Source organism: Pedobacter miscanthi (assembly GCF_032678605.1).
Taxonomy (GTDB): Bacteria; Bacteroidota; Bacteroidia; order Sphingobacteriales; family Sphingobacteriaceae; genus Pedobacter; species Pedobacter miscanthi_A.
Genome location: NZ_JAVTSU010000009.1, coordinates 26,261 through 39,669, shown reverse-complemented (window position 1 = coordinate 39,669; position 13,409 = coordinate 26,261). Strand labels below are relative to the sequence as shown.

Genomic DNA, 13,409 nt, shown 5'->3' with positions numbered 1-13,409 from the left:
TACTTCATTGTTGTTCTAAAATAAGTTTGAACCTAATTTTGAAGTTATTTTGATAAAGAAAAATGAAAATATTAAGTTTAATCGGCCGTGAAAGAGAACTATTTCATGATGACATCAGTCGAAATGAAGATAGATTAAGTGAAGAAGTTAGTCAATCTAGGTTTTTAGTCATTGGTGGGGCTGGTTCTATAGGGCAGGCTGTAACCAAAGAGATATTCAAAAGAAATCCACTAAAGCTTCATGTTGTAGATATCAGCGAAAATAATATGGTAGAATTGGTTAGAGACATTCGAAGTTCTTTTGGTTATATTAACGGAGATTTCCAAACCTTTGCTTTAGATATTGGCTCAATCGAGTATGATGCATTTATTGAATCGGATGGCCAGTATGACTATGTCCTTAATCTATCAGCATTAAAGCATGTAAGAAGCGAAAAAGATCCTTTTACCTTAATGCGCATGATTGATGTGAATATCTTTAATACTGAAAAAACAATCAATCAATCTATTGCTAAAGGAGTTAAGAAGTATTTTTGTGTATCAACTGATAAGGCTGCAAACCCTGTTAACATGATGGGAGCTTCAAAACGTATTATGGAAATGTTTTTAATGCGTAAAAGCAAAGAAATCAACATTTCTACAGCTCGTTTTGCTAACGTTGCTTTTTCTGATGGCTCCTTATTACATGGCTTTAATCAACGTGTTCAAAAATTACAGCCAATAGTTGCGCCTAACGACATTAAAAGGTACTTCGTTATCCCTAAAGAATCTGGAGAATTGTGTTTAATGTCTTGTATTTTTGGTGAAAATAGAGATGTTTTCTTTCCTAAATTAAGCGAAAATCTGCATCTCATTACTTTTGCCGATATCGCGGTAAGGTATTTAAATGATTTAGGGTATGAACCTTACTTATGTAATACTGAGGACGAAGCAAGGGCATTAATCAAAACTTTGCCTCACGAAGGTAAATGGCCGTGCTTATTCACGCATAGTGATACTACTGGAGAAAAAGACTTTGAAGAATTTTATACTGAGAATGAAGTGTTGGATCTGGATAGGTTTGATAACTTAGGTATCATTAAAAACGAACTTAAATTTGATCATGATCAACTTGATCATTTTGAAAAGAATATCTCCAGTTTGAAAGCCGGAAAGAAGTGGACCAAAGAAACTATAGTTGATTTATTTCACAGTATGATTCCAGATTTTGGACATAAAGAAACGGGTAAATATTTAGATGCAAAAATGTAGTATGAAAGTTATTTTCGAAGATTTAGCCTTATTCATTAAAGAATTATTTCCAAATCAAGACTTTATTCCTTTACACGCGCCATTATTTATAGGTAATGAACGTAAATATGTGATGGATACGTTGGATTCTACATTTGTTTCCTCTGTAGGAAGCTATGTTAATCGTTTCGAGGAAATGATGTGTGAAATTACAGGCGCTAAACATGCTATAGCAATTGTCAACGGAACAAATGCATTGCACATGGCTTTAATCTTAGCCGATGTAAAAGCTGAAGATGAAGTTATTTCACAAAGTTTAACATTTATTGCTACTTGTAATGCCATTAGTTATATCGGCGCTAAGCCAGTATTTTTAGATGTTGATAAAGATACTTTAGGACTCTCTCCAGCCTCGATCAAAAGCTTTTTGGAGGAAAATGCAACTATAAAAGCTGATGGATTCACTTATAACAAAAATTCGGGAAGGAAAATAAAGGCTTGCGTTCCGATGCATACTTTTGGTTTACCATGTCGTATTGATGAAATAGCTGAAATTTGTGCACGTTGGAATATTACGTTAATTGAAGATGCAGCAGAATCATTAGGAAGTTATTATAAAAATAAACATACTGGTGTTTTTGGAGAAATTGGAACATTTAGTTTCAACGGGAACAAAACTGTAACAAGTGGTGGTGGTGGTGCTTTGATTACCAACAACTCAGAACTGGCATTAAGAGCCAAGCATTTAACCACACAAGCTAAAGTTGCTCACCCGTGGGCATTTGTGCATGATGAAATTGGCTACAACTATAGAATGCCAAATTTGAATGCTGCATTAGCTTGTGCACAATTGGAACAACTGGGTAAATTTGTTGAAAATAAAAGAGAGTTAGCTGGTTTATATCAAAACAAACTAGAAGGAACTAATATCAAATTTGTAACTGAACTAGCAGATGCGAAGGCTAATTATTGGCTTAATACACTCATTTTAGAGGATAAAGAACAACAGCAAGAATTTTTGGGATATATGAATAGTAATGGTGTAATGGCCAGACCTGTTTGGGAATTGATGCACAGGCTACAAATGTTCGAAAATTCAGAAAGAGGAAATCTTGAAAATAGTAAGTGGATTGCTGACCGTTTAGTTAATATACCTAGCAGTGTAAGGTTATAATGAAAGCTGTAATAATAGGCTATTCCGGACATGCATTTGTAGTTATTGATTCCATTCTGTCTGCTAACTACCGCTTGATTGGATATTGCGAACGAGAAGAAAAAGTTAATAATCCATATAACCTAACATATTTAGGAAATGAAAATGATCCTCAAATATTAAATAATCTTAAGGATAGTGATGTCTTTTTAGGTTTGGGTGATAATTTGATCAGAGCTAAAGTTTTTGAACATTTAGTGAATAAAGGAATACGTTGTCCATATTTGGTTCATAGCAAAGCGAATGTCTCCAATTTAGCTACTATTGAAAATGGTACAGTTGTAATGCCGGGTGCAGTAATAAATTCATTGGCTAAGATCGGAAGAGCTGTTGTTTGTAATTCGAGCAGTGTTATTGAACATGAGTGTACAATTGATGACTATGTGCATATAGCACCTGGTGCGGTATTAGCAGGTAATATTTCCGTTGGAAAACGGACATTTATTGGAGCAAATGCAGTAATAAGGCAAGGAATTACTATCGGAGAAAATGTAATTATTGGTGCAGGTTCTGTGGTGGTAAGAGATATTCAAGATGGGGAAATCGTTTATGGAAATCCTGCTAAAAAGAAATAACCTATGAGAACATTAATAATCGCAGAGGCAGGAGTAAATCACAATGGAAGCATTGAAACAGCTAAAAAACTTATTGATGCCGCTGCAGAAGCTGGTGTTGACTACGTTAAATTTCAAACTTTTAAGGCCAATAAATTGGTAAGCAGTAAAGCTGTGAAAGCTGATTATCAAAATCAAAACACAGGTAATTCTAGCGAAAGTCAATTGGAGATGTTGCAAAAACTCGAATTATCGATAAGTGATCATTACGAGTTGATTGATTATTGTAAATCACAGAATATAAGTTTTTTTTCAACAGCTTTTGATTTAGATAGTTTAACTTTTTTAAAGGAATTGGGCTTAAGTTTATTTAAAATTCCTTCTGGTGAATTAACCAACTTGCCATATCTTGAAAAAGTTGCTGAATTAGCCGATACAATTATTTTATCCACTGGAATGAGCACGATGGAGGAAATTGGAGAGGCCATTTCGGTGTTGAAACAAAATTCAGAAGCTAAAATATCAGTTTTACACTGTAATACGGAATATCCTACGCCATACAAGGATGTTAATTTATTCGCTATGTTGGAGATTCAGAAAAAATTTGATGTAGAAATAGGTTATTCTGATCATACCCTCGGAATTGAAGTTCCAATTGCTGCTGTAGCCCTTGGTGCAAAAATAATTGAAAAACACTTTACGTTAGATCGTAGTTTACCTGGACCGGATCACGCGGCATCCTTAGAGCCTAGAGAGCTTAAGGATATGGTAAATGCTATTCGTAATATTGAGCATTCTTTAGGTTCGAGTAAAAAAGAGCCTAGCGAGTCTGAAATTAAAAATATAGCTATAGCAAGAAAAAGTATTCATTTAGCAGTTGCTAAGAAAAAGGGAGAGATTATTTTAGAGTCTGACTTGGAAATGTTAAGACCCGGTGATGGGCTCTCACCAATGAAAATGAGAGAAGTAATCGGGAAACAAATAGTTGGTAATTTGCCCGCAGGCTACAAACTAAACTCTACAGATTTTATCTAATGAAAATAGGTTTATTAACGAGTTCAAGGGCTGATTTTGGGATTTATCTGCCATTATTAAAAGAATTGGTAAAAGATGATTTTTTTGAGCTGAAAATAATAGCTTTTGGAACGCACCTTTCTGACTTTCATGGCAAAACCATTAACCAGATCGAGAACCTTGGATTTAATGTTAGTTATACTATTGAATCAATGCTCTTAACAGATTCAGCGAGTTCAATTTCAACTGCAATAGGATTAACAACAATTAAATTTGCAGATTTTTGGAATAAACATTCAGATAGTTTTGAACTTGTTTTTTGCTTAGGTGATCGGTATGAAATGTTTGCTGCAGTTACAGCTGGTATTCCATTTCAAATTCCATTTGCACATATTCACGGTGGTGAGACAACCATAGGAGCAATAGATAATGTTTTTAGACACTCCATAACTTTAGCATCAAAGTGTCATTTTGTATCTACACAAAACCATGCAAAAAGAGTTGCTCAAATCACAGGCAGTGAAGAAAATATTTTTGATATTGGAGCGCTTAGTCTCGATAACCTGAACGATATTACATTGTTAAGTATCAAAGAGTTTAAGAGCAAGTGGGGAATTGATCTGTCATTACCAACAATGCTTACTACATTTCATCCTGAAACTGTAGCTGCTGAACAAAACAGCCATTACGCAGGGCAATTGGTAGAAACACTAGCTAATCTGGCCGATTATCAGGTACTTGTAACTATGCCTAATGCAGACACTTCGGGCAACATTGTCAGAAAAGCTTTAATTGATAATTTTTCTAATAACAAAAGAGTCTTTTTAATAGAAAATTTAGGCACTCAAAGTTATTTTTCAGCGATGAAGTATTGCTCGTTTTTATTAGGTAATACTTCAAGTGGAATAATAGAGGCTGCTTCTTTTAATAAATATGTTATTAATCTGGGCGACCGTCAAAAAGGTAGAACAGCGGGTGGAAATATTATTCATGTACCCATTGACTCATCCAAAATCATCGAGGCAGTAAATAAAATCGGTCAAGATAATTCATATACAGGAGAAAATATTTATTATAAACGAAATTCCGCCAAGTTAATAACCAATATTGTAAAAAATTATGAATCTTATAGATAAAAATAAAGAGCATATTGTAAGTGTTAACCATGAAGCAAGGGTTGCACTTAAGGCTTTAGATGAGTTGGGCGATAGCGCAAGTAGGACTTTATTTGTTGTTGATGATCATAATAAGTTAGTTGGCTCGTTAACTGATGGAGACATTAGAAGAGGGCTTTTAAATGGATTAGAAATTTCCCATCCTATTCAGGATTTCATGAATATAAACTTTAAATACCTTAAAGTCTCTGAAGATAATATTGATCTTATAAAGCAATACCGGATAGCTGAAATTAACCTGATACCATCAATTGATGATGAATTTCAGTTATTAGAAATTTTAGATTTAAAAAAAACAAGAACAGTTCTCCCAATTGCAGCATTAATAATGGCAGGTGGTAAAGGAGAAAGGTTAAGGCCCTTAACTGATGGATGTCCAAAACCCATGTTAAAAGTTGGAGATAAGCCAATTATAGAACATAATATAGATCGGTTAATCTCCTACGGTGTTAAGGATATTTATATTAGTGTTAAATATCTAAAAGAACAGATTATAGATTATTTTGGCAATGGCATAGATAAAGGAATAAATATACATTATCTCGAAGAAAATGAACCTTTAGGTACAATTGGTGCTATGGGGTTTGTAAATCAAATCGACTATGAAGACATATTGGTAATGAATTCGGATTTATTAACAAATATTGATTTTGAAGATTTCTTTAATTTTTATAAAACCAATAAGGCTGATATGGCCATAGCTAGTGTACCTTACCACGTTAATATACCGTATGCTGTGATAGAAACATCTGGGCATCAGATTACTTCATTTTCGGAAAAGCCAAATTATACTTATTATTCCAATGGGGGTATTTATCTTTTAAAATTTTCGTTAAAAAAAGTATTTGAAAGAGGCACGTTTTTTAACGCAACTGATTTAATGGATAAAGTGATTGAAAATGATAATACTACTTTAATTCACTATCCTCTTTTAGGATATTGGTTAGATATTGGTAAACATCATGATCTGATTAAGGCTCAAGAAGATATTAAACACATAAAATTATAATGTTGAATATTCTAATAACACTTTGTGCCAGAGGTGGTTCGAAAGGAATCCCAGGCAAAAATATTAAGCCACTGGCTGGAAAGCCACTACTTGAATATACCATTGAGGTTGCAAGGAATTTCGCTAAAGATTATAATGCTAAAATAGCGCTTTCTACTGATGATGATAAAATAAAACAGGCAGCAGCCCAGTTACATTTAAATACTAATTATTCAAGACCTAATGAACTTGCTTCTGATAGTGCTGGTAAGATCGATACTATCAGAGATCTTTTATTATATGAAGAGTCTTTATTCGGTGATCAGTACGATTATATTTTAGATTTAGATTTAACATCTCCGTTAAGAACTAAAGAAGACTTAAAGGAAGGATTTGATTTAATACAGAAAAATGAAAATGCCTTAACACTATTTTCCGTTAATCCAGCAGCGAGAAATCCTTATTTTAATATGGTTGAACCTGCTGGTAATGGCTATTTTGATTTAATTAAGAAATCGAGCGATGGTTCGGTAATGAGTAGACAAATGGCGCCTCCGGTATACGATTTAAATGCATCTTTTTATTGGTATAAACGTTCATTCTTTGATTTAGGATTAAAATCACCTATCACTAGTCGATCTTTAATTTTTGAAATGAAACATATTTGTTTTGATCTTGATCATCCAATTGATTTCGAATTTTTAGAATACTTGATTGTAAATAAAAAAATCGATATTTTATGCTAAAGATTTTAATCATTGGGTTGGGATCTATTGCGAAAAAGCATATTGACGCTTTAAAGGCTTTAAATGTGGAATCGAAGATTTATGCTTTACGATCTCAAAAAGGTGCCTCGATAATAGATGGTGTCATTAATGTATATGATTTAGATAATTTTGATAGAGAGATTGATTTTGCAATTATCTCAAACCCTACACACCTCCATTCATTTTATATTAATTCATTAGCCAATAAGAATATTCCTTTATTTATTGAAAAACCTCCGCTTAGCACACTGGCTGAAGCTGATGAACTTGTTAAGAATATTAATAAAATAGGTTTAAAAACTTATGTTGCATGTAATCTTAGGTTTCATCCATGCGTATCATTTGTAAAGAATTACATTGATTCATCGAATAAAAAAAGAATAAATGAGGTAAATGTATACTGTGGTTCATATTTGCCAGAGTGGAGACCTTCTGTTGATTATAAACAAGTATATAGTGCGAACAAAGTTATGGGCGGAGGCGTTCATTTAGATTTATTTCATGAGATAGATTATGTTAAATGGTTCTTTGATATTCCTTTAAATGGATCTTGCATTAAAAGAAATAAATCTTCACTTGATATTGATGCATACGATTATGCTAATTACTCGTTAGAGTATGCGAATTTTTGTGTGAATATAGTGCTCAATTACTATAGGAAGGACGCAAAAAGAAGTTTAGAAATTTTGTTTGAGGATGAAACCTGGCAAGTGGATTTGTTGCAGAATAAAATTACATCCAGTTTACATGGATTAATCTATCAACCAAGTGACTTTACGATTTTACAAACGTATAAATCACAAATGCAATATTTTATAGACTGTTTGATGAATAATCAAATGCCAATGAATACCTTTGAAGAATCACTTGAAACACTTAAAGTTTGCCTTATAAATGAATAGATTAGGAGATAAAATTATTATTGTTACTGGAGGAAGTGGACTTCTTGGCAAAGAAATAATTAAAAGTATTCTAAGCGAGGGAGGTTTTTGTATAAACGTCGATATCAGCAATGAAACTAAAGAAGATTTATCAACTTTAAAGTGTGATATTACAAATGAAGAATCTGTAACGAACTGCATTGAATTAATAATCCATAAATATGGAAAAATTGATGGTTTGGTAAACAATGCGTATCCCAGAACTGCAGATTGGGGAAATAAATTTGAAGATATAAAATATCAATCGTGGCAAAAAAATGTAGACTGGCAGTTGAATAGCTATTTCTACTTTACACAGCAGGTATGCAAATATATGGTTGAAAGGGAACTTGGTGCTATTGTTAACATGTCATCTGTTTATGGTATAGTTGGGCCTGATTTTACAGTGTACAACGGAACAACAATGACAATGCCTGCAGCTTATTCTGCTATAAAAGGAGGAATTGTTAATTTCTCCAGATATTTAGCTTCTTATTTTGGCCCAAAGAACATTAGGGTTAATACAGTTTCTCCAGGTGGGATTTTCGATAATCAAAACCCTATCTTTGTTGAAAATTATAACAAAAAAGTACCAATGAAAAGAATGGGAACTCCTGAAGACATATCGCCCGCAGTTGTTTTTCTTCTCTCTGACGAATCAAAATATGTCACAGGTCAGAATCTCGCCATAGATGGCGGATGGACAAGCATTTAGATATTAAATTATTACGAAATATAAATATGGGCAATAAAACAATTTTTTGGTGTAAAAACTGCTTGAATATGTCAACCAGACCAAGAATTACATTTGATGAAAAAGGTTGGTGCAATGCGTGCCAATGGATGGAAGAAAAAAAAGTAATGGACTGGAATCCGAGAGCAAAAGAGCTTGAAGATTTATTGGCAAAACATAAATCAACGAATGGGAATTTCGATTGTATTGTTCCGGTTAGTGGTGGGAAAGATGGTTCTTATGTTGCTTATACGTTAAAGCATAAGTATGGTATGAATCCATTGGCCATAACTGTTAGGCCTGCCTTATCTTTAGAAATTGGTGATCAAAATTTAAGTAATTTTATTCATTCGGGCTATAATCACATTCACTTAACACCAAATCCTATTGTTTTAAATCGTTTAAATAAATATGGATTTATTGAAAAAGGATTTCCTTATTATGGTTGGTTAATTGCTATTATGACCGCGGTAATAAAGACTGCAACAAATTTTAAAATCCCATTGTTAGTATATGGAGAAGATGGTGAAATAGAATATGGAGGTTCTACTGAAAGCAAGAACAAGCCTTTATATGATATTAATTATATGAAGCGTGTTTATCTAGAAGGTGGACACGATAAAGTATTTGAAAGAATAATGCAGGACGGCGATATTTCAGAAGCAGATTTGTCATTCTTTAAATTTCCTACAGATGAAGAAATATCAGAAGTTGGCTTATCGTTTACACATTGGTCTTATTTTGAGCCTTGGGATTCTTATCGTAATTATGTCGTTGCAAAAGAACACTGTGGTTTAATTGAGAAAGATGAAGGTAATTTAGATACTTTTACTAATTTCTCTCAAAATGACCAGGCATTATATGCACTTCACGCCTATTTAATGTATCTTAAATTTGGTTTTGGACGAGCAACTCAAGATGCCGGGATTGAGATCCGTAGGGGGTCTATGACTAGAGATCAGGCACTTAATTTAGTTAAGATGTATGATAATGCTTACCCACGCGATTTGATCGATACTTATTTAGATTATTATAAAATGACTAAAGAAGAATTTGATGCTGTTTTGGATAAATATGCAAATAAAGAGTTATTTGAGAAAATAGATGGGGTATGGGAACCAAAATTTATCCCAGGTGAGGATTTTGTGTTATGAAACTTGTAATTGTCGATTATGGAATGGGAAATATTAAATCTATTTCTAGTTCTTTAAGTTTCCTTGGAGTTGAAGATGTTTTATTATCAGCCAATTTCGACATTATGAAAAGTGCTGATAAATTAATTTTACCAGGCGTAGGCTCTTTTGGTAAGGCAATGCAACGTATTAAGGAAAAACAGATTGATAAATACTTAAATGATTTAGTAAATATAAATAAAAAGCCAATTTTGGGAATCTGTTTGGGAATGCAATTATTTGGGAATTCAAGCGATGAGGATGGCTTTAACGACGGGTTGGCTTTGGTAGATACAAAAGTTACCAAGTTTCATGAAACGGGCTTAAAAATACCACATGTTGGATTTAATCAGGTTGAAGTTTGTGAAAAGTCTCGGTTATTTGATGGATTAAGTATATTGCCGGATTTTTATTTTACTCACAGCTACAAGATGACTGGCGATGCTGATATTAATTCTTCATATTGTACTTATGGGGATAAATTTATTGCTGGCTTCGAAAAAGATAATATAGCTGGTGTGCAATTTCACCCAGAATTAAGCCAAACCAATGGGCTTAAGCTTTTGAAAAACTTTATTGAGAAATTTTAATGTTAAGAAAGAGAATAATTTTCACTTTGATATATAGTGATGGATATTTCATGCAAAGTAGAAATTTCCGTTTGCAAAAAGTTGGAAACGTCAATTGGCTCGAACGTAACTATAAATTTCAAAAAATTGCATTTTCTTTAGATGAACTAATTGTCTTAGATGCCACAAAAGGTGAAAAATCAATATCTGATTTTGCTAAAACAGTTACTAGTCTTGTTAATGATGTTTTTATTCCAATAGCTGCAGGCGGAGGAATCCGTTCTATTGGTGATGCAGAACTTATGTTTAATAGCGGTGCGGATAAAATCGTGTTGAACAGTGTTCTTACCGAAAACCCCGAATTGGTTACTGAGATTGTCAAAACTTATGGCTCTCAAAGTGTGGTTGCATCAATAGACTATAAAACGGTTAATGGTATCGACGAAGTTTATATTAAGGATGGCACCCAAAAAATCAGTTTATCTTTAACTGATTACATTAAATATTTAGAAGATCTCAATATTGGTGAAATCTACTTGAACTCCATAGATAAAGATGGAACCGGTTTTGGTTATGATTTTGATAATATTATCAAATTGCAGGATCAAATCAATCTTCCGCTTATCATAGCTGGGGGAGCAGGGAATGAAAAGCATCTTATTGACGGCTTAAAACTTCAAGGAGTTAGTGCTGTAGCGACAGCTAATCTTTTTAATTTTATTGGAGACGGTTTACCCATTGCAAGAAAACATATAATAAGTTCGGGAGAAAATATAGCTCAATGGGATGTTATTAGTTGATATATATAGGAAAATTAAATTTTGTATCGGAGCTGATCGCATTGGTCCGGATATTCCGTTTACGCACTGGATGCTTCATTACCAAAATAGAATGCTTAAGCTGTGTAGAAAAAAGTTTAGAAAATTTTCCGATACAGCTCAGTTTAGGGCTGGAGCTTATGCTGTTGGGTGTTCTAAAATAGAAATTGGTAAAAGAGTAATTATAAGGCCTAATACAATGCTTTTTGGTGATACCGTCATAGAAATGGATTGCTCAATTCGAATTGAGGATGATGTCATGATAGGTGCGGGAGTACATATATATGTAAATAATCATAAATTTGATGATCCCGTAGTTTCGCTAATTGATCAAGGCTATTACCCTGATGAGGCCGTTACATTGAAAAAAGGCTGTTGGATTGGTGCCAATGCAATCATTTTACCAGGAGTAACAATTGGTGAAAACTCGGTTATAGGAGCAGGTTCTATCGTTACCAAATCAATCCCAGACAGAGTTGTAGCTGTGGGTAGCCCAGCTAAAATAATTAGAAATATAAAAAATGAAGTTTAAGAAGATTGTATACGTTGGTTATTTTCCTTTAACAAACGTTATATATAATGATTATTACTTTGAAGCGCTTTTGCAGAATAATATTTTAGTAGAATATTTAGACGTAACTGCACTTTTCTTTAATGTAGATCTAATAAATGAATTTTCTTATAAGGATACGGTTAAAATTTCTTCCTACAAGGATTTGGAAAAATATTTGATCGGGCAGGATAATTCTCAAAATTTATATATATCATTTATAGGTTATGAATGGAGAGTTGTTAAGCTATTCAGAATTTTTACGAAACACAAATTATTTACAGGTGTTTTTGGCAGGGGTGCATTCCCGAATATTTATGACTCTACGGTAACCAAATATATTTTTAATATCAAAAATTTTGGCCTGAATCGCTTGAGCATAATGGTAAAAAATCGGCTGGCAAGATTGTTTAAAATTTATGGTTATGTAAAAACTTACAATTATATTTTTAGAGCCGGTTCAGATGGTCATATTGCATTTGGTTATGGTAATGATATAGATTTATTGAACGCAGAAATTATTAACGTTAACACTATTGATTATGATAAGTTTCTAATTGAAAGAGAAAAAAAAGAGGCGTTCAAAGATGACTATGCTGTTTTTTTGGACCAATATTTTCCATATCATCCAGATACTATCTACTTTAATATAAAAACAGTTGAAGCAAATAGATATTATAGCGAATTAAATGCCTTTTTTGAGAAATTTGAAAAAAGAACCAATAAAAGGGTTATTATAGCCGCTCATCCCAAAGCAGCTAAATATAATACGGAAAACCCATTCAATGGTAGAGAAATTATATTTTATAAACCAAATGAGTTAGTGAAAAATGCTTCTTTAGTTTTAACTCATAATAGTACCGCTGTTTGCTTTCCTATTTGTTACAAAAAGAAACTTATTCTTTTGACCAATGAATATTTAGAGGAAACTTTTCTTGATTATAAATTATCTTTAAATGCAATAAAGAATGCATCAGGATGTGCCATAATATCTATGGATTCTGAAGAATTGAATATTCCTACAGGAATAAATGAAGATTTATATATGGATTATAGTTATAAGTATTTAACGTCAGAAGCAAGTGAGTTCGAATTATCTCAGAATATATTTTTAGACTTTATAGCAAATAAAAGGTAATAATTCAAACTATGAATTTATGGATTTGGTTCGTTCGGACATTTCCTTCTGTTTTTGGAGGTGTACGTTTAAGAAAGTTTTATTATTCCAGGTTTTGGGGACATTCTGATTTTGTTATCCCCGATCATGTGACTATTGATAATATAAAGAATATTAAAATTGGTCATTTTTTTAGAGTTTGTCCTGATGTTAAAATTTTTACTGAAAATGGGGCTTCAATTGTGTTTGGAGATAATTTTTTCGCCAATTATAACTGCTTTTTTAGTGCCAACCAAGAAGATATTATAATTGGAAATGATTGTCTTTTAGGACCAGATGTTTTGATCATAAATAGTAATCATGATACAAAAACAGACATCTTGATAAGAGAACAACCTAACGTTGCAAAAAAAATAGCAATTGGTAACAATGTTTGGATTGGTGCAAAAAGTATTATTTTACCTGGAGTCATAATCGGAGATAATGCGGTAATTGCAGCTGGTGCTGTTGTTAATAAGGATGTTGAAGCAAATACTTTGGTAGCTGGAGTACCTGCAAAATTCATTAAAAAGCTAAACTAAAACCCATAC

At 32.8% G+C, this 13,409-nt stretch carries 15 protein-coding genes; all 15 read left to right on the top strand.

Annotated elements, in window-relative coordinates; translation table 11 throughout:
* The first annotated feature begins 62 nt into the window (after positions 1–62).
* The 15 genes from R2R28_RS14455 to R2R28_RS14385 are packed head-to-tail and all read left to right on the top strand — an operon-like array spanning position 63 to position 13,400.
* On the top strand, positions 63–1,250 hold the full coding sequence (locus tag R2R28_RS14455; protein WP_316826395.1) for a UDP-N-acetylglucosamine 4,6-dehydratase: 1,188 nt from the start codon (positions 63–65) through the stop codon (positions 1,248–1,250).
* 1 nt (position 1,251) lies between these two features.
* On the top strand, positions 1,252–2,403 hold the full coding sequence (locus tag R2R28_RS14450; RefSeq protein ID WP_316826394.1) for a LegC family aminotransferase: 1,152 nt from the start codon (positions 1,252–1,254) through the stop codon (positions 2,401–2,403).
* Positions 2,403–3,017 (top strand): acetyltransferase, encoded by a 615-nt coding sequence (locus R2R28_RS14445; protein ID WP_316826393.1) that lies wholly within the window; start codon positions 2,403–2,405, stop codon positions 3,015–3,017. The genes R2R28_RS14450 and R2R28_RS14445 overlap by 1 nt, the downstream gene beginning before the upstream one ends.
* 3 nt (positions 3,018–3,020) lie before the next feature.
* A complete protein-coding gene (neuB, locus tag R2R28_RS14440; RefSeq protein WP_316826392.1) occupies positions 3,021–4,031 on the top strand; it encodes an N-acetylneuraminate synthase in 1,011 nt (336 codons plus the stop codon).
* Positions 4,031–5,146, top strand: coding sequence for a UDP-N-acetylglucosamine 2-epimerase (gene neuC / locus R2R28_RS14435; protein WP_316826391.1), 1,116 nt, complete (start codon positions 4,031–4,033; stop codon positions 5,144–5,146). Before neuB ends, neuC begins: the two co-directional genes overlap by 1 nt.
* The gene (locus tag R2R28_RS14430; RefSeq protein ID WP_316826390.1) at positions 5,130–6,194 is read left to right on the top strand and encodes a nucleotidyltransferase family protein; all 1,065 of its coding nucleotides are present in this window, start codon (positions 5,130–5,132) and stop codon (positions 6,192–6,194) included. The genes neuC and R2R28_RS14430 overlap by 17 nt, the downstream gene beginning before the upstream one ends.
* A complete protein-coding gene (locus tag R2R28_RS14425) occupies positions 6,194–6,919 on the top strand; it encodes an acylneuraminate cytidylyltransferase family protein (RefSeq protein WP_316826389.1) in 726 nt (241 codons plus the stop codon). Before R2R28_RS14430 ends, R2R28_RS14425 begins: the two co-directional genes overlap by 1 nt.
* Complete coding sequence (locus R2R28_RS14420; protein ID WP_316826388.1) at positions 6,913–7,842, top strand: Gfo/Idh/MocA family oxidoreductase; 930 nt, start codon at positions 6,913–6,915, stop codon at positions 7,840–7,842. Before R2R28_RS14425 ends, R2R28_RS14420 begins: the two co-directional genes overlap by 7 nt.
* Positions 7,835–8,575, top strand: coding sequence for an oxidoreductase (locus R2R28_RS14415; RefSeq protein WP_316826387.1), 741 nt, complete (start codon positions 7,835–7,837; stop codon positions 8,573–8,575). The genes R2R28_RS14420 and R2R28_RS14415 overlap by 8 nt, the downstream gene beginning before the upstream one ends.
* A gap of 26 nt (positions 8,576–8,601) precedes the next feature.
* Positions 8,602–9,747, top strand: a complete 1,146-nt coding sequence (locus tag R2R28_RS14410) for an N-acetyl sugar amidotransferase (protein ID WP_316826386.1) — start codon at positions 8,602–8,604, stop codon at positions 9,745–9,747.
* Positions 9,744–10,355, top strand: a complete 612-nt coding sequence (hisH, locus tag R2R28_RS14405) for an imidazole glycerol phosphate synthase subunit HisH (RefSeq protein ID WP_316826385.1) — start codon at positions 9,744–9,746, stop codon at positions 10,353–10,355. The genes R2R28_RS14410 and hisH overlap by 4 nt, the downstream gene beginning before the upstream one ends.
* 50 nt (positions 10,356–10,405) lie before the next feature.
* Positions 10,406–11,134 (top strand): HisA/HisF-related TIM barrel protein, encoded by a 729-nt coding sequence (locus tag R2R28_RS14400; RefSeq protein WP_316826384.1) that lies wholly within the window; start codon positions 10,406–10,408, stop codon positions 11,132–11,134.
* Complete coding sequence (locus tag R2R28_RS14395; protein ID WP_316826383.1) at positions 11,121–11,684, top strand: acyltransferase; 564 nt, start codon at positions 11,121–11,123, stop codon at positions 11,682–11,684. The genes R2R28_RS14400 and R2R28_RS14395 overlap by 14 nt, the downstream gene beginning before the upstream one ends.
* Positions 11,674–12,840 (top strand): hypothetical protein, encoded by a 1,167-nt coding sequence (locus tag R2R28_RS14390; protein ID WP_316826382.1) that lies wholly within the window; start codon positions 11,674–11,676, stop codon positions 12,838–12,840. Before R2R28_RS14395 ends, R2R28_RS14390 begins: the two co-directional genes overlap by 11 nt.
* Before the next feature lie 11 nt (positions 12,841–12,851).
* Positions 12,852–13,400, top strand: a complete 549-nt coding sequence (locus R2R28_RS14385; RefSeq protein ID WP_316826381.1) for an acyltransferase — start codon at positions 12,852–12,854, stop codon at positions 13,398–13,400.
* Positions 13,401–13,409 lie beyond the last annotated feature (9 nt).